General features: G+C 71.9%; 17 protein-coding genes. 9 read left to right on the top strand and 8 right to left on the bottom strand.

The genetic code is table 11. The features are described from left to right. Window position 1: 1 nt before the first annotated feature. The 4 genes from adfB to ACIQD6_RS28470 all read right to left on the bottom strand — a co-directional run bounded on the left by adfB (window position 2) and on the right by ACIQD6_RS28470 (window position 2,671). Window positions 2–460: an actinodefensin-associated protein B gene (adfB, locus tag ACIQD6_RS28485; protein ID WP_401887673.1), complete on the bottom strand. Its 459-nt coding sequence runs from the start codon at window positions 458–460 to the stop codon at window positions 2–4. Continuing rightward, entirely contained in the window at window positions 457–1,956 is a 1,500-nt protein-coding gene (locus ACIQD6_RS28480) for a hypothetical protein (RefSeq protein WP_401887670.1), read from the bottom strand. The genes adfB and ACIQD6_RS28480 overlap by 4 nt, the downstream gene beginning before the upstream one ends. A gap of 14 nt (window positions 1,957–1,970) precedes the next feature. Further along, window positions 1,971–2,372, bottom strand: coding sequence for a lasso peptide biosynthesis protein (locus tag ACIQD6_RS28475; protein ID WP_401887668.1), 402 nt, complete (start codon window positions 2,370–2,372; stop codon window positions 1,971–1,973). 122 nt (window positions 2,373–2,494) lie between these two features. Next, the gene (locus ACIQD6_RS28470) at window positions 2,495–2,671 is read right to left on the bottom strand and encodes a hypothetical protein (RefSeq protein ID WP_401887666.1); all 177 of its coding nucleotides are present in this window, start codon (window positions 2,669–2,671) and stop codon (window positions 2,495–2,497) included. Window positions 2,672–2,970: 299 nt separating this feature from the next. Between ACIQD6_RS28470 and ACIQD6_RS28465 the strand changes: the two genes are divergently transcribed. The 4 genes from ACIQD6_RS28465 to ACIQD6_RS28450 all read left to right on the top strand — a co-directional run bounded on the left by ACIQD6_RS28465 (window position 2,971) and on the right by ACIQD6_RS28450 (window position 9,014). Next, complete coding sequence (locus ACIQD6_RS28465) at window positions 2,971–4,356, top strand: hypothetical protein (RefSeq protein ID WP_401887664.1); 1,386 nt, start codon at window positions 2,971–2,973, stop codon at window positions 4,354–4,356. Window positions 4,357–4,463: 107 nt separating this feature from the next. Beyond that, complete coding sequence (locus ACIQD6_RS28460) at window positions 4,464–6,155, top strand: alpha/beta hydrolase (RefSeq protein ID WP_401887662.1); 1,692 nt, start codon at window positions 4,464–4,466, stop codon at window positions 6,153–6,155. Between the two features lie 113 nt (window positions 6,156–6,268). Then, a complete protein-coding gene (locus ACIQD6_RS28455) occupies window positions 6,269–7,597 on the top strand; it encodes an NB-ARC domain-containing protein (protein WP_401887659.1) in 1,329 nt (442 codons plus the stop codon). Between the two features lie 517 nt (window positions 7,598–8,114). Next, the gene (locus ACIQD6_RS28450; RefSeq protein WP_401887906.1) at window positions 8,115–9,014 is read left to right on the top strand and encodes a TauD/TfdA dioxygenase family protein; all 900 of its coding nucleotides are present in this window, start codon (window positions 8,115–8,117) and stop codon (window positions 9,012–9,014) included. A 172-nt stretch (window positions 9,015–9,186) separates the two neighbouring features. On the opposite strand, the gene ACIQD6_RS28445 is transcribed toward ACIQD6_RS28450, so the two are convergent. Further along, on the bottom strand, window positions 9,187–9,627 hold the full coding sequence (locus ACIQD6_RS28445) for an SPW repeat protein (protein WP_401887657.1): 441 nt from the start codon (window positions 9,625–9,627) through the stop codon (window positions 9,187–9,189). A 159-nt stretch (window positions 9,628–9,786) separates the two neighbouring features. Between ACIQD6_RS28445 and ACIQD6_RS28440 the strand changes: the two genes are divergently transcribed. Both ACIQD6_RS28440 and ACIQD6_RS28435 read left to right on the top strand, forming a co-directional pair. Continuing rightward, window positions 9,787–11,841, top strand: coding sequence for an FUSC family protein (locus ACIQD6_RS28440; RefSeq protein ID WP_401887655.1), 2,055 nt, complete (start codon window positions 9,787–9,789; stop codon window positions 11,839–11,841). Then, on the top strand, window positions 11,723–12,202 hold the full coding sequence (locus tag ACIQD6_RS28435; RefSeq protein WP_401887905.1) for a MarR family winged helix-turn-helix transcriptional regulator: 480 nt from the start codon (window positions 11,723–11,725) through the stop codon (window positions 12,200–12,202). Before ACIQD6_RS28440 ends, ACIQD6_RS28435 begins: the two co-directional genes overlap by 119 nt. Before the next feature lie 82 nt (window positions 12,203–12,284). On the opposite strand, the gene ACIQD6_RS28430 is transcribed toward ACIQD6_RS28435, so the two are convergent. Then, window positions 12,285–15,629 (bottom strand): cytochrome P450, encoded by a 3,345-nt coding sequence (locus tag ACIQD6_RS28430; RefSeq protein ID WP_401887652.1) that lies wholly within the window; start codon window positions 15,627–15,629, stop codon window positions 12,285–12,287. Between the two features lie 248 nt (window positions 15,630–15,877). Between ACIQD6_RS28430 and ACIQD6_RS28425 the strand changes: the two genes are divergently transcribed. Together ACIQD6_RS28425 and ACIQD6_RS28420 are read left to right on the top strand one after the other, a co-directional pair. Continuing rightward, on the top strand, window positions 15,878–16,705 hold the full coding sequence (locus ACIQD6_RS28425) for a helix-turn-helix transcriptional regulator (protein ID WP_401887649.1): 828 nt from the start codon (window positions 15,878–15,880) through the stop codon (window positions 16,703–16,705). A 233-nt stretch (window positions 16,706–16,938) separates the two neighbouring features. Further along, window positions 16,939–19,311, top strand: a complete 2,373-nt coding sequence (locus tag ACIQD6_RS28420; RefSeq protein ID WP_401887647.1) for a zinc-dependent metalloprotease — start codon at window positions 16,939–16,941, stop codon at window positions 19,309–19,311. A 41-nt stretch (window positions 19,312–19,352) separates the two neighbouring features. On the opposite strand, the gene ACIQD6_RS28415 is transcribed toward ACIQD6_RS28420, so the two are convergent. Together ACIQD6_RS28415 and ACIQD6_RS28410 are read right to left on the bottom strand one after the other, a co-directional pair. Continuing rightward, window positions 19,353–20,273, bottom strand: a complete 921-nt coding sequence (locus ACIQD6_RS28415; RefSeq protein ID WP_401887644.1) for an AEC family transporter — start codon at window positions 20,271–20,273, stop codon at window positions 19,353–19,355. Window positions 20,274–20,433: 160 nt separating this feature from the next. Next, window positions 20,434–21,894 (bottom strand): amino acid permease, encoded by a 1,461-nt coding sequence (locus ACIQD6_RS28410; RefSeq protein ID WP_401887641.1) that lies wholly within the window; start codon window positions 21,892–21,894, stop codon window positions 20,434–20,436. A 301-nt stretch (window positions 21,895–22,195) separates the two neighbouring features. Between ACIQD6_RS28410 and ACIQD6_RS28405 the strand changes: the two genes are divergently transcribed. Further along, a complete protein-coding gene (locus ACIQD6_RS28405) occupies window positions 22,196–23,353 on the top strand; it encodes a substrate-binding domain-containing protein (RefSeq protein WP_401887639.1) in 1,158 nt (385 codons plus the stop codon). The last annotated feature ends 60 nt before the right edge of the window (window positions 23,354–23,413 follow it).

Raw genomic sequence — 23,413 nt, 5'->3', positions numbered from 1 at the left:
GTCAGGCACTCCGATCCGCTACGAGCCAGCCGGCTTCGAGCATCTGGGCGGTGAAGCGGGCCACGCCCGCTCCGGCTTCGGGAGGCGGGGTGCCGACGCCGAGCAGCCGGCCGATGACGGCGGCGTCGCCCTCCCCGCATTCGGCCACGGCGAGCGTGCGCCCGCTGGCCAGGACCGCGCCGCCGAACGGCAGCGGGGTCAGGGTGACCGCCGGTCCGAGCCGCAGCCGCGTGCCGACGGGCGGCAGGGCCGGCGGAGTGCTCGGGCGGGCCGAAGCACACGAAACTCCGGAAGGCACCGGGGACTTGGCGGGACTCGACGACACCGGCGGTTCCTGTCCCTTCCTCGGCAACGGCGGTTCCTGCGCATCGGGCGACATCTTCGGTTCCTGCTCCTCCGGGAGTTCCGGGGCTCCGAAGGTCTCCGGAGCACCGGAGGAATCCGGGCGTACGGCGGTCATGGGCGCTCCCTGAGCCAGCGGTCCAGCCAGACGAGACGCAGCAACGGCAGCGCGTGGGTGGAGATGCCTCTGCCCTCGCGCAGACTGGCGGCCACGAGGCGGGGTTCCACCAGCCCCAGGTCGCCCAGTGCGCAGTCCCGTTCGAGCTCGGCCACGATCTTCTTGCGCTCCCGGTGCAGATAGGCGGCGGCGCCCAGCCGCAGCCAGTGCCCGGGGGACGTCTGCCGTACTCCGCCGACGCCCGCGGCCGCCACCGCCCGGTGCAGAGGCAGATGGTTCTCGAAGCCGCCGTGCCGGATCCTGCCCAGCTTCCGGGCCGGGAGGGCGGCCGCGGCGGCCAGTACACCGGGATCCGTCGCGGGCAGGACGGCGCCGTCCGTACCGCGTTCCTCCAGGCCGCCGACGAGCCGCCCGATCACCGGTTCCTGGGCGTCCAACTGGTCCTGCCACACGGCCATGGAGCCGCGGTGGGCGGTCTCGTAGGCGAGCTTTCCCTCGTCCGTGAGCCACGGAAGCCTGCTGCCCCCGGTCGGCGAGGGAGGCGGCGGCGCGCCCACGCGCTGGGCGTCGGGGCCGCCACCTCCTTCGGTGCCCGCGGCGCTGTCGGGGCCGCGACGGCCCGGGGTGTGGACGACCCGGTTGTCGAGGAGCTCCCGCGCGTCGGCGAGGGTGCTCAGCGTCCCGGAGATGTGGAACGGTTCACAGCCGAGCAGCCGCCAGGCCCTCGGTCCGCGCGGTACGTCGGGCAGCTTCACGGAGACGAGGGATTCCAGTAGCGCCCCGGTGACCAGGGGCAGCCCGGAGTTCCCGGCGAGGGCGGTGTGCAGCCTCCGCGGTACGACGAAGTCCGGCAGCGGGGGCAGGAGTTCGGCCCCGGTGACCATGTGGTGGTCGAGGAACTCGTGGAGATCCACCTCCAGCCGGCGGGGAGCCGGGCCCGGGAGGGCGGCCAGGGGCGGCCGGGTGCCGGGCAGCCCGAAGTCCGCGTGGATCGGCTGGGCACGGTGGCCCGCCGCCAGCGCCGTCACGGCGAGGTAGGCGGAGGCCAGGCCACCGCTGTAACCGATCAGGTACTCGTCACCGGCGGAGGCCAGCGCCCGCGCGACCGCCCGCCCCAACCCGCCATGCACGGAAGGGAGTTCCGGCGCGGTACGGGAGACGGTGACGCCGGCCGCGTCGACCCGGATACGGGTACCGAGAGTGAGACGGCGTACTCCGGACAGCGGAGTCGAGTCGGGCGGGGCGGCCTGCCCGTGCACCAGAGCGAGGAGCGTGCCGGCACCGGGGTCGAGTCGGCCGCCCGGGGGCAGGAAGGCGGCGAGGTCACCGCTCCACTCCAGGCGTCCGTATCCGGCCCGGAAGTAGACGGGCCTGGTGTGTGGCACCGGGCGGCTCAACTCGAAGGAAACGGGGGTGAGTTCCGTGACGACGCCGAGCGCGTCGGCGGACTCCCCCGGGTCCGTGCAGCGCGGTGCGCCGTCGGACATCTCGGCCACGCCCGGCACGGCACTCATCCTTCCGCCGATCGGTGCACCTCGATGTATTCCTCGCGGACGGGCAGCGAGGTGCTCACCACCCGCCCACCGCACTCCACCCAGGCGTAGAAGCCGGCGGGCGGGGAGGCCGGGACCAGTTCACGGCCGAGGTGGAAGGTGGCGGGCAGGCCGAGTCCGCGCAGGCCGGCCACCAGATAGAGCGCGTCCTCGACGGGGTCGAGGAATCCGGTCGTCAGCCGCTGGGCGATCCGCAGGCGCCCGACCGCCCGGCCCACGGCCTTCGGGGTCGGACGCCGGCGGCCTCGCACGGCGGGCCACCGGTCCAGTTCGTAGATGCCGCCCCCGGCGCGGGCCGCCACCAGGAAGGCTGCCGCTCGCCGCGCGGACGCGGGCAGTGCGAGCAACGCTCCAGCCATCGGTCCCCACCTCCTCAGGTCGAAGAGGGAATCCGCCGGACGCCGTCACGGGCGTCCGGTCCGCCGCCCGGCGGATTCCGTTCAATCATTTCGGCAACCTCCGACGGTTACCGAAGGCCGCTTTACGCGTAGCGGCAGGTCCACCACTCGCAAATGAGGGCCACGGACTCGTTGCAGCAGTCCGAGTCGAACCAGCAGCTGTAGCCGGCCATGCGGCATTCCTCGGCCACCGCGGTGGGCTCCGAGTAGAGGTGCTGCTGAAGACCGTTGCTGGACAGTTGCGAGGCAATCGATGTCATCGGCACAGGGTTCCCCTTCCTGATGAGAATGGCGCCACGCGCCGAATGCTCGTGGTACGCCGTTTCCGACCTGTCGAACGCTAACCACAGCCGCACCGCCACGGAATGCCGTGGGACCCGGAATCCTGTCCGGGACAGACCGGGACGGCAAACACTCCCGATGCCCTGCCGGCGGGCCGCCACGCGGACTTCCGCGCCAACTCGTTGACTGGATCACCCGCGCCGGGTTACTGTCCACGACGCATTTACGGAGGCGGATTCTCAGCCTTCTCGTACACATTGGGGGGTGTGTCGAACCTATGCGGCGCAACACGGGCGATCAGCTCGGGATCATCGGCCGACGGCGGGACTCCGCACTGGAGTTGCTTCTCGTGCCCGGCCCCGACGGCTGGTCGCTTCCGCACCACCCGTACCCGGCCCCGCCCGCCATGCGCGCCGCGATCGCGGACCGGTTCGGCCTCTCCGTGACGACACGCGACCGCATCGAACACCGCGCCGAGCACCGCACCGGGGAGCCCGCGGCCGTCTCCCTGTACTACGTGCACGAGGTTCACACCCCACCCCAGCAGGCCGACGCTCCCCGGGAGGGCCGGTGGTTCAGGTCCGCCGAGCTGGCGGCGACAACGCTGTCCTCCGCGGATCAACGGGCCGTGCTGGAGCGCTGGTTCGCCGATTCCGGAGAGGCCGCCGCGGACACGCCGGGCCGACGGGACGCGGACACGCCGGGCCGGCCGGCCTGGACCCGGGAGGGCTGGTACGCGACGGCGGCGGCCTGGGCCACCGAAGAGCTGCGGCGTTCGGGAAACCCTCCGGTCGGCGCCCCTGAGCAGCCGTTCCTGCGGGCCTGGTCCTTCCAGTTACGGATACCGACGGCGGCCGGTGGTGTCTACTTCAAGGCATCCCCGCCGGCCTTCGGCCACGAGGCGGCGGTCAGTCAACTGCTGTCGCGATACTTCCCGGTTACCGTGCCCCGGGTCCTGGCCATCGACGCCGACCGGCACTGGATGCTCACCGAGGATTTCGGCGAAATGCGGCGGGACAGAGATGCCCCGACTTCCGGAATTGTCGATTCCTTCGTCCGGATGGTTCCCCGTCTCGCCGTGATCCAGCACCGCACGGAGAAACACACGGAGGCGTTACGGAAGACCGGCTGCCCCGATCACCGGCCGGCCCGGCTGGCGGAAATATACGAGGAACTCGTCGCCGGCACACCGGATCTCGACGACGGCGAAAGACGCCGGCTCACCGCGTACTCGCACGCCTTCCGGGGAATCTGCGCCGAGCTGGAATCGTACGGCGTCCCGGAAACCCTGGTCCATCTCGACATCTGGCGCGGGAACTTCACATTCCGCGAAGAAGAACCGCTAATTTTCGACTGGGCCGAGAGCGTTCTGGGCCATCCATTCGTCTCGCTCGATGTGGCCCTGCGCGACCTCCGGTCCGCCGTTCCCGATGATCTCCCGTCCGTACGACGGACCCGGGATTCCTATCTGCGCCTCTGGCGTGACCACGCGCCGCCCGAGCGGCTCGCCGAGGCGGCTGAACTCGCCGCCACGGTCGGCGTCGTCAGCCGCGCCGCGCTGTGGCGGGACGCGCTCGCCGGACTCGACGAGGCGCGGGCCCGCCCCTACGCCGGCACGGTCGCGGCCCAGCTCCGTGAACTCCTCGCCGCGGCGGCCGTCTGACCAGGCGTATCCGCCGTATCAGCCCTACCGACCGCCCGAATCCGTCCCGATGACCACCCCCGTCCCGTTCGGCTTCTTCTGCTTCCGTTTCCCCACAAGGAGATGTGATGGCCCACAAGGCCCGACCATCGCTGCGCCGTCTGCTGGTGAGCGCCACGACCGCTCTCACCGTCGCGGCGCTGCTTCCGCCCAGCGCGTCGGCGACACCCACCTCCGCGACCACCGCCACCGCGACAGCCGGCACGGTGACGACAGGCAGAGCGACGACCGGCAGAGTGACGACCGGCGACATGACGACCAGCACCGCCGACGCCCCGGGTCCGGGACCGCGGTGGCAGGACTGCGCGGCCCTGACCGGCGCCCCGGTCGACCCCGCGGTCGCCGACTGCGCCGTGCTCCCGGTCCCCCTGGACTACGCCCGCCCCGACGACGGATCCGTCGACCTGGTGATGCTGCGGCGCAGGGCGACCGACCAGGAGCACCGGGCCGGCACGCTGTTCGTCAACCCCGGTGGCCCCGGAGCCTCCGGTCTGCACACCGCGTACCGGGCCGAACGCTTCCTCGATCCCGAGGTGCTGGCCCGTCATGACGTCATCGGTTTCGATCCGCGCGGGGTCAACACGAGCGACGCGCTGAAGTGTTTCGTCAGCCAGGAGGAGCACGACGCGACCATGGCCGGCCGTACGGCCGTACCGGTCGGCGTGGACGAGACCGCGGAAACGATCCGCTCGACCGCCGCGTACACCGCCGCCTGCGCCCGTAACGCCGGGCCGCTGCTGGCGCACACCACCACCCTCGACGCCGCCCGCGACCTGGACGAACTGCGCCGAGCGACCGGCGACGACCGGCTGAGCTATGTCGGCTTCTCCTACGGCACGCTGCTCGGCGCGACCTACGCCAACCTCTACCCGCACCGCGTCCGGGCGATGATCCTGGACGGCAATGTGGATCCCCGGCTGCGGTCGGTGAACGGGGTGGAGTACGACCGGCAGCGGGCCGCCGGGATGGAGATCGCGCTCACCGAGTTTCTGCGTCGGTGTGCGGCGGCGGGCGACGGCTGCGCGTTCGGCGCCGGGGACAACCGGCGGCGGTTCGACCACATACGCACCCGGCTGCGCGGCGGACCACTGGTCCTGCCCGACGGCACCTCGATGACCCTGAGCCGCTTCACCACACTGGTGTCCGACTCGCTCGCGACCCCTTCCCGACTGCCCGGCCTGGCCCGTACGCTCGCCGGCCTGGAGAGCGCGAAACCACCGGCTACGGCCGCGCGGCCGACCACCGCGCCACCGAAGTCCGCTCCCCGGCCATCCGCGCACCAGGCGCCCGTACCGGTGACCACCCCCTACCGTGCCGACGACTCCGAGACCGCCTACAACTGCCTGGACAAGCCCTACCCGTCGGCTCCCGCGCTCTGGCCCGCTCTCGCCGCCCGTGCGGAGAGGGAATCCCCCACCTTCGGCCGGATGACCACCTTCGAGTCGCTCCCGTGCGCCACCTGGCCGGCCCGCCGGTGGGAGACCGACCGCTACACGGGGCCCTGGAACAGGCCCACCGACCGCGCCGTACTGGTGATCGGAAACCGGTACGACCCGACCACCCGGTACCGCTTCGCCCAGCGCATGGCCGACCGACTCGGACGGTCACGGCTGGTCACGGTGGACATGATCGGGCACACCGCTCTCGGACTGAGCCGGTGTGCCGACGACATCACCGCGGCACATCTGCTCGGCCGCCCCGACCAGCGGCCGAGCGGCGACTGCCGTCCCGACGCCGAGCCGTTCTCGGCAAGACCATGAGCACCATCTCGATCCACCGTGTCACTAGGGGGAAGACCGTGTCATCCGATCGTTCACCAGCGCCCGTCTGTCCAGTGCCGGAGCCTGCCGAAGCCCACGCACCCTGGGAATTCATGGCCATGCTCCGGCTGCTCAAGGATCTGACCGGGCTGACGTACCGTCAGCTGGAGAGCCGCGCGCGGCGCTGCGGCGACCGGCTTCCGCGCTCGACCATCGCGTCGGTACTCGCCAGAACCACCCTGCCGCGCGAAGAGTTCACCAGCGCGCTCGTCCGGGCCTGCGGTCTCGATCCGGCGCCCTGGCTCACGGTCCACCGCGGCCTCGCCCGCCAGGAGGAGGGACAGCCCGTCGCACGGGCGAGTGTCCCGCCGCACCAACTCCCGCACTGCCCCTCCGGTCTGACCGGCCACGACCGGGAACTCGCCGCGCTGTCCGAACTGCTCAGCGCCGCCGACACCCCCTCGCCCCTCGCCGTGATCAGTGGGCCGCCCGGAGTGGGGAAGTCGGTCCTCGCGATGCGCGCGGCCCGGCGGGTCGCCGCGCACTACCCGGACGGTCAGCTGTACGTCCAGCTGCGCGGCACCACACCCGACGTCGAACCGCTCTACCCGGGCGAGGCCGCCACCCGGCTGCTGCGAAGCCTGTCCGCCCCCGTCCCGCATCTCCTGTCGGACGCCTCGGAGACCGCCACCATGCTGCGGACGGTCCTCGCGGGACGCCGGATGCTGATCCTGCTGGACGACGCGGCCTCGGCGGCGCAGGTACGGCCGCTGCTCCCGGCCGGCAACCGCTGCGCCGTGCTCGTCACCTCCCGCTCGAACCTCACCTCGCTCGACGGTGCCCGGTCCGTGCAGCTGCGCCCCCTGCCACCGGCCGAGGCCCGTACGGTGCTCGCCCAATTACTCGGACCCGAGCGGGTGGCGCTCGACCCGGAGGCGGTGACCCGGCTGGCCGAGCTGTGCGGACGGCTGCCGCTCTGCCTGCGCGTGGTGGCCGCGCGGCTGGCCGCACGCCCCTGCTGGCCGGTCGCGGCGCTCGTGGAGAGGCTGGCCGACGAGCGCCACCGGCTCGACGAACTGTCAGTGGACGATCTCCAGATACGGGCCAGCCTGGCCGTCAGTTACCGGGCCCTCCCCCGCACCGACGAGGTGGCCCGTACGGCGGTCCGGGCGTTCCTTCTCTTCGGCGCCCTGCGCCTGCCGGAGACCGGCACCACACTCCTGGCGGACCTGCTGAAAGTCTCCCCGCGACAAGCCGAGTCGGCCGTCGAGCGGCTGGTGGACAGCCATCTGCTGGAGAGCACCGGCCCCGGCCGGTACCGGATGCTGGACCTCGTCCGCATCTTCGCGGGCGAGCGGGCCGAACTGGAGATGGCGGACGAGGTCGCTGCCGCGTGCCTGGCCGAACACGACCCGGCTCCGGAACGTACGCGGGTCGGCTGACCGTTCAGGTCCCGCTGCGGCGGACGGTCACAGCAGGCCGACGGCGGACGGGCCAACAGATCGACTGGCGAGGCGAAAAAGGGGTGGGGGCGCGCGGACACGTGTAACTGAGGTACGGTGCGACCCATGGGACCGTACTCGAACCACCTTGCAGGGGAGCTTCGCCACAGCGCCTCCCCCGGTGTGTGCGCGCCCCGCGGCTACGGGTTCCTCCGTCGCCGCGGCCGGGTGGGATCTCCCCCGGCCCTTTCCTGTCACTGTCGTTGATCACCGCCGCGCTCGTGTAGCGCCGGGGCCCGTCGTCGGGCCTGTCCGATCCGTCAGCTCCCTCAAGCGTCCTCCCTCCCCGCGTTCCGCACGTTCTCGCGTTGTGTCCGCCGCCGCTCACCCCGAGTCGGCCCGCCCTCGCGCCGGCCCGTTTCCCAGAGGAGACCTCTTGACCATCGCCGTCGATCCCACGACCGTCACCACGTCCGAATCCACCACGCCCGCCGCCTCCTCCGGCGCGGCCTCCGTACTGCGCGAGCACCACATCCCCGCCGATGGCCTGTACGAAGGCCCCCGCGAGCTGCGGCGCGTCCCGGAGGACTGGGTGACCCGCCCGTACGAGCACTTCGAGGTCGTCCCGCAGGGGCGCGTCATCGGCGCCGAGATCCGCGGGCTGGACCTGTCCCGGCAGCAGGACCCCGCCGTGCGCGAGGAGATCAACCGCGCCCTGCTGGAGTGGAAGGTGCTCTTCTTCCGCGGGCAGCACCTGTCCTCCGAGGAGCAGCGCGCGTTCGCGCGCAACTGGGGTGAGCTGGAGACCAATCCGCTGCTCGCCACCGGTGACGCCCCGGACGTGGTCCGCTTCGACCGCAGCGCGGTGCCCACCTTCGAGAACGTATGGCACACCGATGTGACGTTCCGGGAGCGGCCGGCTCTGGGCGCGGTGCTGCAACTCCGTGAGGTACCGCCGGTCGGCGGCGACACCATGTGGGCCGACATGGCGGCGGCGTACGACAACCTGTCCCAGGACGTGAAGGACCGTATCGACGACGCCCGGGCCGTCCATGACTTCATCCCGGGCTTCTCCCGGTTCTCTCCCGCTTCCCAACTGGCGCCGTTCCAGGACCTGTTCCCGCCGGTCGAGCACCCGGTGGTCCGGCGTCATCCGGAGACGGGCCGACGAATGCTGTTCGTCAACGCCTCGTTCACCACCCGGATCGTGGGGCTGGCGCGGGAGGAGAGCGACCGGCTGCTGCGGCTGCTGTTCCAGCAGGCCCATGTGCCCGAGTTCCAGGTGCGGTTCCGCTGGGAGGCGGGCGACATCGCGTTCTGGGACAACCGGGCCACCCAGCACTACGCGGTCAACGACTACGCGCCGCACCGCCGGGTGGCCGAGCGGGTCGCCATCGCGGGCGACCGGCCTTTCTGAGACGACCGGCCTTTCTGAGACCGGTAGTTCCGGCACCGGCCGTTCCGTTCAGTTCTGTTTCCGTTCAGTTCTGCTCTGACACCGAACATTTCCCCCGGGCCCGTCGATCGCGGGCTGCCGGGGAAACCGGCCACCGCGGTCGGCCCGCCCCCGAGCGGACCGACCGCTCCGGTCACACCTTTCGGCCGCTCCTCATCGCCACGGCCGCGCACAACAGGCCGAGCAGGCAGGTGATCCCGCCGGCGACGGCATTGGTCCAGATGATGCCGGCGTCAGGATTGGTGCCGACGATCCACGGAGCGATGATCAACCACACTCCCATGGCGCACAGGGCCCGGGTCAGGAGGCTCATCCTCCCCGGATTGAGGGTGAAACCGACCGCCATGACGACGATCGCGGCACCCATGATGAGGTTGTGCGCCGCGAGGGCCGGCTGGTTGGCGGTGAAGTGCAGGATCCAGGGCGACAGAGCACAGAACAGACCGACCAGGAACATCGGTCCGTCCAGGCGTGCCACATCACGTCCGCCGAGCATGCGGGCATAACGCTCCCGCATCTCCGGGACATCGGGGTGACCGGACAGGTCACTCCTCGAATGTGAGACGTCGGCCATACGACTCGCCTCCTTCGTTCGCGCAAGTCTGACCGTGATGCACGGCATCGAGCCGCATCACGACCCAGTTTGCGCGCTTTGGCGGTTTTTGTGTAGAGCAATCAACGACGAGTATTCCCGGCAATCTTTTACTTGTAAAACACATGCTAATCTTTACGCATGGGGAAGCACAGCAGGAGCGCCACGAAGGAACGTGAGCCGCTCGACGCACCGAAGGACACGGCCTCCCGCCAGGTGCGCGTCCGCCCGCTCCCGGTCCGCAGCACCGTTCGGCTGCGGCGTCCGGTCGACATCTGGCACAAGCCCGCCCTGAGCGCGGCGGCGGCCCTCGCCGTGCCCGATCTGACCCTGCTGGCGCTGGGGCGCCTGGATCTCATCCTGTACACCTCGGCCGGTGCGATGTGCGCCCTCTACGCGCACGGTCTGCCGTACGCGGCCCGTGCCCGCACCCTCGCGTGGGTGGTCCTGGGCATGGTCGCGAGCCTCGGTGTCGCGCTGACCGCCGCCTCGCTGGTCACCTCACCCGCGCTTCTGGTGCTGCTCGCCTCCCTGGTCGCCGCCGCGCACAAGACGGCCTGCGACGCGACCCGCATCGGGCCGCCCGGGAATCTGATCCTCACCTTCATCGCCACCACCGCGTTCTTCATGCCGCAGCGGCTGGGGAGCGTTCCCTCCCATCTGGGTCTGGCTCTCGGCGCCGGAGCAGTGGCCTGGCTCATCTGCATGGCCCCGCGCCTGATCAGGCCGTACGGCCCCGAACGTACGGCGGTGGCACGGGCGCTGGAGGCGTCGGCCGCGCTGTGGCGGGCGGACCGGGAGCATGCCCTGACCGCCCGGCAGGGCGCGGCCGGCGCCGTCAACGCCGCCTGGCACACGCTCTTCCTCGTCCCGTCCGGCGGCGAGTCCCGAGCCGGTCTGGAACGGCTGCTCGTACACGCGGAATCGGCGCTCGCCGCCCCGGACGACGGCCGTACTCCCGACCCGGCCCACGAAGCGGAACGGTGCGCCGAACTGGCCCGTACGCTGCGGCGCTGCCGGGCCCTGCCGGATGTCGCGCTGACCGCCGGTGAAGACCGCGAACTCGCCGGCGTCGCCGCCGAACACCGTCTCCGCACACCCGAACGCGCCCCCGGCCCGCGTCCGCCCGGACACACCGAACACACCGAACACACCGAAGGAAACGCGGCTGCGGACCCGCCGCGCCGACAGGCTCCGGGGATGGGTCAGGAGCGGTCGCGCCGTCCCGTGCCGGGCCGGTCCCGGGGCCTGCGTGCCGTACTGGCACGGCTGGGTCCCGGATCCCCGTTGCTGCCGATCGGCGCCAGGGTCGCCGTCGGCTGCGCGCTGGCGGGCTGGGTGTCACTGGCCGCCGGAGTCGGACATCCGTACTGGGCCGTGGTCACCGCGGCCTCCATCTACCAGGCCAACACCACCCTGTCCTGGCAGCGGGCCGTCCAGCGCACTCTCGGCAATGTCCTCGGACTCGCCGTATTCTTCGCGCTGTTGCCCCTGATCCACACGGGCCATCTCGCGATGGTGCTGCTGGCCCTGGGCTTCCAGGTCGGCGCGGAGGCCCTCATCACCCGTAACTACTGGCTGGGTTCGGTGTGCGTCACCCCCATGGCGTTGCTGCTCACGGAGTTCGGCAACCACCTGCCGGCCCGCACCCTGATCTCCGACCGGCTGGTGGACACACTCGTCGGCGCGGCCGTGGGTCTGGCCTGTTGCGTGCTGGTCACCAACCGCCGGGCCACCGACCGTATCGAGCAGGCGCTGGCACGCGTCACGGCGGCGGAGAACGCGGCGCGGCTCGCGCTGCGTACAGAGGCGGGCAGCGCTGGGACCGGCTGGGCCCGGGACCGGCTGGCGCTCTGCCTGGTCGAGTTGCGCGACGCCTTCGAGGTCGCCTCCGGTGAGTGGTGGCAACGGGCCCTGCCCGCCGAGCGCGTCGCCTCCGCCGAACGCGGTGGCCACCGCACACTGGCCCTCCTCGTCCGGCACGCCACGGTTAGGGCCCCTCAGGCCCGAGAGGGCAGAATCGGCCCGGACCGAACAGAGGAGAGTGCGCGTGGCCGAGGACATCGTCGCAGGGGTGATGCGGCAATGGCAGCAGGTACTGCCCGGACTGGACACCGCTCCGATGGCGGTGATCGGGCGGCTCAACCGCTGTTCCGCGCTGCTCCAGCAGGCCGCCGACGCCCCCCTTCGGCGTGAAGGTCTGAGCCGCCCGGAGTTCGATATCCTGGGGACCCTGCGCCGTACGGACCGCGAGCTGACCCCGGGCCGGATCGCCCGCGAGACGTTCGCGTCCGGGGCCGCCGTGACCAAGCGGCTGCGGCAGTTGGAGAGCCGGGGGCTCATCGCCCGGCGGCTGGACGAGCGGGACCGGCGGGTGACCCATCTGTCCCTGACCGACGAGGGGCTCGCGCTGCTCGACCGTCTACTGCCCGAGCAGTTGGGGTACGAGGCCGCCCTGCTGGACGGCCTCGGCGCCGAGAACCAGGATCAACTCGCCCGGTCTCTGGGCGAGTTGCTGGTCCTGCTGGAAGGGCGGCTGGGCAGCCTGCTCGACTGACCCGCGGCCTGCTCGACCGGCCCGAGGGGCCGTGTTGCCGCGCGCCCCGCCCCGTCGGGCGACCCGACGGGGCGTGACGGGGTCAGCCCGCGTAGACGTCCTCGACGTACCGTCCCCGTGCCATGAGTTCCTGGAGCCAGCTCTCCGCCGCGGCCTCGTCGGCGCCAGGGGTGTTCCGTACGTAGAGCTCCCGGAAGGCGTCACGGACACCGGGGGCCATGCGGGCGCCGTCGCCGCAGACATGGACCCGGGCGCCGGCGTTCAGCAGCTCCCACACTTCGGCGGACTCCGCGGCGATACGGTGCTGGACGAACCGCAGGCCGTCGACCGGGGCGTGGCTGAAGACGGGGCGCATGCCGACCGCTCCGGACCGTTCGGCCTCGCGGAGTTCGTCGGCGTGCAGATAGTCGGCGTCCGGCGCGTCGCAGCCGAAGTAGCAGAGTGCCGTGGGCAGTTGGGTACCGCTCGCGGTGAGCGCGCGGCGGTCCGCGATGGCGCCCCGGAAGGGGGCGAGGCCGGTGCCCGCCGCGATCATGATGACCGGGGTGCCGGGGGCATGGGTGATACGGAACGCCTCACGGCACGGCTGCACGCGCGCGAGCACGGTGTCCCCGGGCCGTACGGAGTTGAGATGAGCGGAGCCGGTGCCGCGGAAGTCGCCGCGGCCAGAACGGGCGGGCGCGGACAGCAGGGAGACCATGAGGTCGGCGTGGTGCGGGCTGGTCACCGGGGACGAGGAGACGGAGTAGTGCCGGGGCCGCAGCGGCGGCAGCAGGTCCAGCAGGACGGGCCAGGTGAGGGCCTCGCGCAGGGCGGGGTGGTCCTCGACGAGGTCGAGCAGGGTGCGGTGGTCGGCGGCGTACGCGTCCGGGTCGTCGGCGAGCGCGCGCAACGCGGCCCGCTCGGGCGGGCAGGGGTTGAGTCCGGCCAGCACGGTCAGCTGGGCGGCGGTCGGGCGATCCTGCAACTCGACGTACCTCGTGAGGAGTTCGCGTACGGTCAGGGGCCGGTCGACGGCGAGAGCGTTCCGCCGGGGTCGGTCCGCGACGATGTTCAGGACGGTGTCGAGGTCGGCGCCCAGCAGGCGGGCGGCGCGGGCGACGAGGCCGGGCGCGTTGGCGGGGAGCACGGTGAGGTGGTCCGCGGTGCGGTATGTCGTTCCGTCGGGCAGCGCGAGACGTACGAGGCGCTTGGACCTCGGGTGGGCCGGGTCGGTGAGACCGGACGTCTCCGTCACGGTCATCGGGACCATGCCGTGGCGGGCGGCCAGCGTGTCGAGCGGCTTTCCCGTGATCTCGGTGACGGTGTAGGCGGGTCCGGAGTCGGCCGTCGCGGCGGCCCCGGGGTCGGCGGTGGCGTCGGGGTCGCCGTACCGCTCCAGGAGGGCGGTGCGCAGGGAGGCGGTGAAGGCGCTGACGGTGGCGGCGAGGTCACCGGAGGCGTCGGCCGCGGCGCGCTCCACGAGACGCGTCGCGCCGAGCGCGGCGAGCCGGTCGTCGATCAGGGTGGGGACGCGCTGGTAGGTGGCGGCCCAGTTGCGGTCGCCGACGCCGAGCACGGCGTAGGTGACGCCCTCGGCGGAGCCGGGTGCGGCGTTCTCCAGCCAGTCGACGAAGGCCGCCGCGTCATCGGTGGGGCGGCCGTTGTAGGAGGCGGCGACGATGACGACGGGCCGGTCGGTGGGCAGCGCGGCGGCGTACGCGTCGAGGGGCGCGACGCCGGTGTCACAGCCGAGGTCCGCGCCGAGGTCGGCGAGCTGTCCGGCGAAGTCGCGGCAGGTGCCGTAGTTGGAACCGTGCAGGAGCAGCAGTCCGGTGTCCTGCCGGACCCGGGCGGGCAGCCGCGCGTCGCCCGCGCGGGCCGTGCCGTCGTCGGTGGTCGCCGTGGTGCCGACGGGCAGGGCGGCCCGGTTCGCGGCGCGGTCGGCGGCGGTGCGGAGCACCGGGGTGAGGGTGAAGCCCTCGGGCTTGATGGTGAGGGTTTGCTTCACCTTCAGCCGGTAGTCGTCCTGGTCGATCAGCCGGTACCGGTGGGCGAGCATGCCGAGCAGCATGGTGGCCTCGTGGAGAGCGAACTGCCGTCCGATACAGGCGCGTTCGCCGGTGCCGAACGGCTTGTACGCGTGCGGGGAACGGGCCGCCTCGGCCTCGGGGGCGAAGCGGGAGGGGTCGAACAGCTCCGGATTGTCGCCCCAGGCCGGATCGCGGTGCAGGCTGGGGGTGACGACGAGGACACCCTGTCCGGCGCGGAGCGGGAAGCGCCCGCCCAGGAGGGTGTCCTGGCGCGCCTGCCGCTGAAATCCCGGGGCTGTCGGCCACAGCCGCAGCGCCTCGTTGAGCACCTGCCGGGTGTAGGTCAGCCGGCCGACGTCCTCGTACGTGGGCTCGACATCGGCGGTGTCACCCCACAGTTCGTCCACCTCGCGCTGGACCAGGCGCAGTACGGCCGGGTTCTTGGCCAGGTAGTAGAGGGCGAAGGACAGTGCGCCGGACGTCGTCTCGTGGCCGGCGATCAGGAAGGTGATGACCTGGTTGCGGATGTTCTCCAGGTCCAGCGTGGAGCCGTCGGACGGGTGCTTCGCGGTGAGCATGAGCCCCAGGAGGTCCGTGGCGCACTGTGCGTCCCGCACATCCGCTCCGCCCCGCGCGTCCATCGTGTCCTGCGTGTCCCGGCTGTCCCGCGTGTCCCGGCTGTCCCGCATCGAGAGGCCGTCGGCGGCGGTGCGCGCGGCGATGACCTCGTCGACCACCGACGCGAGGTAGTCGGCGTCGACGCGGAACGCCTCGTCCCGCTCGGCGTCGTCCGCCCCGGGCGGACGGACGACCCGGGTCATGGACCAGTTCAGGCAGCGCACCATGGCGGCGACGAAGGGATGTGTCCCGTCCTGTTCGAACGAGCCGAAGTCGAAGCCGAACCCGGACAGTCCGATGGTGTCCAGCGTCATCCGTGTCATGTCGTCGGCCACGTCGACAGGGCGGAACCGGGCGGCGTCGCGGTCCCAGGAATCGATCACCCGGCGGGCGACCTTCAGCATCACCGGGTGGTAGGTGCGCATCGAGCCGAGGGAGAACGCGGGCATGAGGATGTCGTGCGCCTTGGCCCAGTTGGGCTCGTCGTTGTACGCCGTGAACAGGCCGTCGGCGACGAACTCCCGTACGTTCTCCAGCGCGGGACCGACGAACTTGCTGAACCGCCGCTCGTCGGCCAGTTCCGTGACCAGATCGAGGCCGCCCACCAGCACGAGGTCGCGGCCGTGCCTGCGCTGCACGACGAGCGGACCGTGTCGCCGGGTCAGTTCCATGTGCTGGAGGATGGGTGCGCCGGCCGGACCGGTGTCCGAGATGTCGACGACGGGCACGGCGCCGTCGCCGGTTTCCGCGTGCGGGCCGTCGGTTCCGGGCTGCGCCGGGAGCAGGGTCTCGGTCATGTGCGGGATCACCTTCCGCTGTGCTGGGGTGGTGGGAGGCGTGGGGGCAAGCGTGGTGGGCCGGGTCGGCCGACCGGTCGGTCGGCGCCGGGGAGGCGTCGGTGGCTGCTTCAACCCTCGCCCCGCGGAGGGTGTGCGGATCGCACTGTTCCTACATAATGATGTAGTCCTCGCCCATGTGTCGCCCTTGCCCCGAAGGCCCCGGTGTGCGAGGGGCGGGCGGAGCACGCTGCGGACAGGAGCACCCCATGGATCCCCGGACGCCGCGGGCGGGCGGGCACGCGGAGACAGGCGGATACCCGGAGACCGGGGGCTGCCCGGAGACGGGGGGCTGCCCGGAGACGAGCGGGCACTCGGTACTGGGTGGGCTCCCGGTGCCGGAGCACTGGCACGGCGACGCGGTCGCCTGGCGCAACCGGGCCTTCCTGCTGTTCGACCGCCTTCCGGTGCCGATCGCGCTCTGCGACAAGGACGGGCTCATCCTGATGGCCAATCCGGCACTGGCCGCGGAATGGGGCGAGCTCCCCGCGCACCTCAGGGGACGGAACGCGCTGGACCTCCTCCGCCCATCGGGGGTCACCCAGCTCCACTCCATCGCCGAAGCCGTCCGGCACGGCCGCAGGTCCCGGTACCCGGTCGCGGTGTCCTGGTCCGCCGCCGGAGGCGTCGAGCGGTACGGCGAGGCGACGATCGACCTGCTCGGTGAGGGTCCGGAGGCCGTCCCCGTACTGCTGCTGCTCCTGCGTGTACGCGGGGAACACGGCGGGCACCGAACGCCTCCCGTCCGTACGGAGGAGGTGAGCGGCATGGAGCTGCGGATACTCACCCTGGTGGCGGGCGGCTCCACGACGGCGCGGACCGCCAAGGCGGTCGGGCTGACCGTGGACGGGGTCAACTACCACGTGGGACGGCTGTGCCGGCGCTGGGACGTTCCCAACAGGGCGGCGCTGGTGGCGTACGCCTATGCGACGGGCGTACTGACCCCGGGGACCTGGCCCCCGGCACCGGCCGAGGGCCCGCGGGCGTACCAGGAGGGCCGGACGGACCAGGACCTGGACCTGGACCTCGACTGCTGACGCGCACGCAACGCGGTCACAGCCGTACCTCTCCCGCTCCGGCTCCGCCTCGCGTACGGGATTCCCGCCGAGCCCGACGACGGCTGAGGAACACCGGAAACGAGGAACACCGGATACGAACACCGGAAACAGCGAGGAACACCGGCCGTCCGGACGGACGTCTGAGCCCTGGACGTACCATCTGCTTCTCCGATTCCGATCCGATTCCGATCCGAGAGAGAAGCGAGTCCGGCGTGAGCGACCAGTCCCCGGCACGGATGTCCGACGCGACCCCGGACTTCCTCGATCTGTGTACGGACACGCCTGGGGACAGTCCGCGTACGGACACGGCCCCCGCCGGCCACCGGCTCCTCCTCGGCATCAGGCGGTTCGGCGAGCCCTTCCTCCTCACGGCCGCCCTGTCGCACGGAGCGGGCTCCAGCGCTCTCGGGCTCGACCGGGGCAAGGCGGGCAAGGTCAAGGTCGCCGAGTTCCGGCAGATCGCGGGACGGGTCCTGCTGGTTCTGCGCAACAAGCACCACCTGGCCACCGGCGACGCCGCGGCCGTCCGCGCGGGCGCGGAGTCGTTCGCCGTGTCGGTGGTGTGGAGCGCCCCGGTGCTGGACGAACGGGACGGCGCTGTGACCGTCGATGCGACCGGCCTGGCCCTCACCGACTTCCACGGCGTGGCGGAGGACCTGCGGCAACGGGAAGAGGGCGCGTACGAGATCGACCCGGCCGCGAGTTTCCCGCTCGTGGAGGAGGCCCGGACCGGCCCCCGCGGCACCCGGCTGCCCGCGCTGCTCACCCTCAGCGGGGTCTCCCCCGGCCCGGCGCTCCGGCCCGTGGTGCCCGCACCGCACGCGCTCACCGTGGTCCAGCAGCTCCATCTCGTCCCGCTGCCCGACCCGCCACTGCCCGCGCGCCGCTACCACCCTGCCTCCGGCGGATACGGCATCGGCCACGACGACCACGGCAACGGGACGAGCACCGGCACCCAGGTGAAGTTCCAGCCCCGCTTCCGCCTCGACCCCGTCGATCCCACCGCCCCGGCCGGACCTGTACGCGAACCGGTCGTCTTCTACGTCGACCCCGCCGTCCCCGAACCCGTGCGCACCGCCGTCGTCGAGGGCGGCAACTGGTGGCGGGACGCCTTCGAACGGGCCGGATTCCCCGACGCCTACCGCGTCGAGGTGGCACCCGAGGGTCTCGACGACAACGACCTCGGCGTCAACTCCGTACGGTGGGTGCACCGCGACGGCCGGGGCTGGTCGTACGGCCAGGGGCTCACCGATCCCCGCACCGGGGAGATCATCTGCGGACGGGTACGGCTCGGCTCGCAGCGCGTCGAACAGATCACCGCGCTCGCCGAGGCGCTGCACGCCCCCTACGGCAGGGCGGACGAGCGGGAGCGCCTGGCCGCCGTCGAGCACCTGGTACTGGGCAGGATGCGGCAGTTGGCGGCCCACGAGATCGGTCACGCGCTCGGTTTCATGCACAACTTCGCCAGTACGCACCATCCGCATCCCTCGGTGATGGACTATCCGCATCCCCGCGTCCGCGTCACACCGGACGGCGGCCTCGACTCCTCGGACGCCTATGCCCAAGGGCTCGGCCCCTGGGACCACTTCCTGGTCGCCCACGCCTACGGCCGCTTCCCGGGCGAGGACGAGGGGACCGCGCTGGCGCGCCTGCGGAGCGAGGCCGCCGGACAGGGGCTCCATTACGTCACCGACGAGGACGCGCGCGACCCCGGGGCGGCGCACGCCGACGCGGTCGTCTGGGTCTCGCCCGTGCCGGACGCGTTCGCGGCGCTGGACGAGGCGCTGGCCGTCCGGCGTACGGCGCTGAAGGGCTTCTCGCGCGCGGTGCTCCCGCCCGGCCGGCAGACCGGGGAGCTGGAGGAGCGCGCGGTGCTGCTCCAGCTGTACCACCGCTCCCAACTGACGGCCGTCGCCCGGCTGATCGGCGGGGCACGGTACGCGTACGGGCTCGCCGGCGAGGACGGCACCGGCACGGTGCCCGTCGAGGCGGCGGCGCAACACCGGGCGCTGGCCCGCCTGTCGGAGCTGCTGCGCGCCGAACACCTCGCCCTGCCCGCGCACGTCCTGGACGCACTCACGCCACCGGCCATCCGCTACGGGCGGACCTCCGAGTACTTCGACACACGGGCCGGGCACGTCTTCGATCCCTTCGCCGCGGTGGAGGCGACGGCGGCGCTCGTCACGCGGGAGCTGCTCGATCCGGCCCGGCTCAACCGGCTCGGCTGGCAGCACGCGGTGGATCCCGCCGTACCGGCTCCCGGAGCCGTGGTGGGCACGCTGCTGACCACGGTCTGGCGCCGGACCGATCCCGTACCGGCCGATGTCGTCGCCGGAGCGGCCGTACAGGAGACGGCGGGCTGGGTGGTACTGCGCGCCACACTGGACGTGCTCAGGAGCGATCTTCTGCACGGCACCGTACGGGCGGCGATCGGCGGGCGGCTCGGGCGGCTGGCCGCAGAACTGTGCGAGGGTGGCGTCCCGGAGCGTGAGGCGGCCCGGAACATCAGCGCGTTCCTGGCCGGTGACGACACGGCGGGGCGCCTCGGCCCCGAGCCGCGTATCCCGCCGGGCGCTCCCATCTGAGCCATCCGAGCGAGGAGCGGTGCCGCTCGGCCGCGCCGGCCTCAGCCGAGCAGCGCCGCCACCGCCACCAGGCCCGGTACGCACAACATGGTGGACAGCAGGATCGACTCCCGCGCGAGGCGCTCGGCGACCCGGTAACGCGAGGCGTACGTATAGAGGTTCTGGGCGGCGGGCAGGGCCGAGGTGACGACGACGTCGAGCAGCGCCGAGCCCTGGAGACCGAAGACCCAGACGCCCAGCATCCAGGCCACGGCGGGCTGGCCCACCGACTTCAGGGCGGCGGAGAGCAGAACGGGATGACGGTCGGGGCCGCGGCCCGGCAGGGGGCTGCCGTGCAGGGATATGCCGAAGGCCAGCAGCACGGCGGGGACCGACATGTTCCCGATCAGGACCAGCGGCTCCAGGACGGGCCCCGGCACCGTCCATCCCGTGGCCGCCACCGCGACGCCGCACAGGGAGCTGACCGCGACCGGGTTGCGCAGGGGTGTGACGAGGCGCTGCCACACGGGACGCTTCTCGCCCGGCCCCGACAGGTCGAGCACGGTCAGGGCGACGGGAGTGACCACTATCTGCTGGAACAGCAGGACCGGAGCCACGAGTGACGCGTCGCCGAGGACGTACACGGCGATCGGGATCCCGAGATTCCCGGAGTTGACGTAGCTGGAGCACAACGCCCCGATCGTGGTGGTCCCCACGCTCCAGCGGCGGACCACGGCGACCGCCACGAACACCCCGGCGGCGGCCGCCGTGCTGAGCGCCGTGATCAGCAGCCGGCTGGAGAGGACCACCGACAGATCGGCCTGCGCGAGTGTGGTGAACAGCAGCGCCGGGGTGGCCACATGGAAGGCGAGTTTGGTGAGTACCTCACGCCCGTTGTCGCCGAGATAGCGGCGCCGGCCGATCAGATAGCCGACACCGATGACGACCGCGATGACGGCGAATCCGGTCAGTACCCCCCGCACCGCACGCTCCGGTCACTCGGTCGGACCGGCCTGGGCCGTGCGGTGAGAGTCCCGGCCGCGCTCCGGCGGACGGCGCGTCTCTCACCGCACGGCCCAGGAGCGCACGGCCATGGGAACGGCGGGGATGCATGGGTCATGCATCCAACCATTCCCAAGAGGATTACTTGGAGTCAATATGATCTCGCGTGCCGAGACCGGCGGCCGAGGCCTCGGCGCGGACCCGGCCGCGCACCGCGTACCAGCCCGCGACCAGCGCGGCGGCGATGAGCGGGATGAGCATGACCGTACGGCGGCCGATGTCTCCGTCGGCCCACATCAGCACGACGACACCGGCCAGGAAGGCGAGGGTGATCAGTTCGACGAACGGCGATCCCGGCAGCTGGTAGGAGGGACGCTCCAGGCGGCCCTCGCGTGCCCGCCGGACGAAGACCAGGTGACAGAGCATGATGATCGCCCAGGTGCTGAGCACCCCGAGCGCGGCGATGTTCAGGACGATCTCGAACGCCTTGCCCGGCACGACGTAGTTCAGGCCGACGCCGAGCACACAGACACCGGCGGTGAGGATGATCCCGCCGTACGGCACCTGGTGCCGGTTCATGAGCCCGGTCCACTTCGGCGCGGAGCCGGCCATCGCCATGGAGCGCAGGATGCGGCCGGTGGAGTAGAGCCCGGAGTTGAGGCTGGACATCGCCGCGGTGAGCACGACGAGGTTCATCACGTCACCGGCCGCCGGCACACCGATCTTGGACAGTACGGTGACGAAGGGGCTCTCCGAGGCCGTGTAGCCGTCGTACGGGATGAGAAGCGCGAGCAGGACGACGGAGCCGACGTAGAAGACCAGGACGCGCCACATGATGGAGTTCACCGCGCGCGGTACGACCTTGTGCGGCTCGGCGGTCTCGCCCGCGGTGACACCGATCAGCTCGACGGCCGCGTACGCGAAGACAACACCCTGGAGGACCACGACGACGGGCAGCAGACCGGCCGGGAAGAGGCCGCCGCTGTCGGAGATGACGTGGAGGCCCGGGGTCTGCCCGTCCACCGGGTGCTGGGTGACCAGCAGGAACACTCCGATCGCCATGAAGGCGATGAGCGCGGCGACCTTGACGATCGAGAACCAGAACTCCATCTCGCCGAAGATCTTCACGGAGATCAGGTTCACGCCGAGCACCACGGCCAGCGCGATCAGGGCCAGCAGCCACTGCGGGATGTCGGTGAAGAGGCTCCAGTAGTGGACGTAGAGCGCGACGGCCGTGATGTCGGCAATGCCGGTGGTCGTCCAGTTCACGACGTACATCCAGCCTGCGGTGTACGCGCCCTTCTCGCCCAGGAACTCACGGGCGTACGAGACGAAGGAGCCCGAGGACGGACGGTGCAGGACCAGCTCGCCGAGGGCCCGTACGACGAAGAAGGCGAAGAGGCCGCAGACCGCGTAGGCCAGCGCCAGGGCGGGACCGGCCGAGGCGAGCCGGCCGCCCGCGCCGAGGAAGAGGCCGGTGCCGATCGCGCCGCCGATGGCGATCATGTTGATGTGCCGGGACTTGAGATCCTTGCTGTAGCCGGCGTCCCCCGCGTCCGCTGACGATGTGCCGACCACATCTTCCGAAGTGGGCGGAGGCATGTCCTGGACGGCTTCTTCACGCACAGTTCTTCATCTCGTTTCGTTCGTGAGGGGAAGCCGCCCACGATAATTCACGTCCAGTAGTGATCTCCCCAGTGTTCCAACGATCAGGACTCGGGCCGCCCCTCGCCACCGCCCCGCCCGCCTGCGCACATCCGCACGGATCCCGGCGGCGGACGATCGCTATGCTGCGCGCGAAGCGCTCATACGAAACATTCGAACGAACACCACGCGGGCGGCTCGACGAGCCGCCCGGCACAGCGGCACAGCGGCACAGCGGCACAGCAAGGGGGCCAACAACATGCGGGAACCGGTCGAACTCAGGCGCCGGCGGATCCTCGCGGTCGTGGAGTCGCGCGGCCCGGTCAAGGTGAGTTCGCTCGCCGCCGAGCTGGAGGTCTCGGTGGTCACCGTCCGGCGGGACGTCGAGGAGCTGACCAGGGCCGGGAGACTGCGACGCGGGCACGGCGTGGCCCGTCCGGTGCGGCCCGTCGAGCAGGCGGCGGACGCTCCGGACGCGCGGCCCGACGAGCGGGCCGCCGACGGCGTCACGGTCGCCGTGGTGGTACCGGAGCGGCATTCGTACCTGTACGAGACGCTGCACGGAGCCCGAACCGTATTGGAGGAGGCCGGGGTACGGATCGCCCTGCAGATCGCACCGCAGACCATCGGCGCCGAACGGCCCCTGGTGGAAGCGGCGTTGGCGGCCGGGGCGCGCGGGCTGCTGATCGCGCCGAGGTGGCGCAGCACCCTCTGGGAGCAGGCGGACCACCCCTGGCTGGCGGAGACGGGCGTACCGACCGTGCTGATGGAGCGGCGGCCCCGGCCCGGCAGCGCGCTGCACGCCCTGGACTCGGTGTGTTCCGATCACTGGTACGGGACGCATCTCGCCGTCGATCATCTGATCGCCCTCGGCCACCGCCGGATCGTGCTGGCCGCCCGCGACGACAGCCCCACGGCGCGTGCCGTGCGGGCGGCCTTCACCGAGATCGCCGCCGCCCGGCCGGAGGTGACGGACTGGTCGGTGGTCCTCAGCTCCCCGGAGGCGATACCGGGGCCCGGCCCCGACGACGCCGTCTCGCTGGGGGACGCCCCGTACGACCGCACCCCTCTCGACCTCGCGGCGCTCCTGCGGGAACGCGGGGCCACGGCCGCCCTGCTGCACGGGGACGTGGACGCGCTGATGCTGGTGCAGCGGCTCGCGGAGCAGGGCGTACAGGTGCCGCGGGACTGTTCGGTGGTGGCGTACGACGATGTGGTCGCCGCCCTGGGCGGCACCCCGCTGACCGCGGTGTCCCCGCCGAAGGCGGAGATCGGACGGGCGGCGGCCGAACTGCTCCTGTACCGGCTGGCCCGGCCGCTCGGCTCCGGTCCGGCGCGCAGGACGGAGTTGCTGCCGTCGCTGAAGATACGCGGATCGACGCAGCGGCCGCTGCCCGGGTCAACCCCCTCTCCCTAATGAGCGTTTGACCGCTTTCATTTTCTCCTGAGCGATCTATTGACCAGTTCCGATCAGCCG

Origin of the sequence: Streptomyces sp. NPDC088400, assembly GCF_044753355.1 — a bacterium.
Lineage (GTDB): Bacteria > Actinomycetota > Actinomycetes > Streptomycetales > Streptomycetaceae > Streptomyces.
Note: the sequence above shows the minus strand (reverse complement) of the source record. Positions and strands in the feature narration are given on the sequence as shown.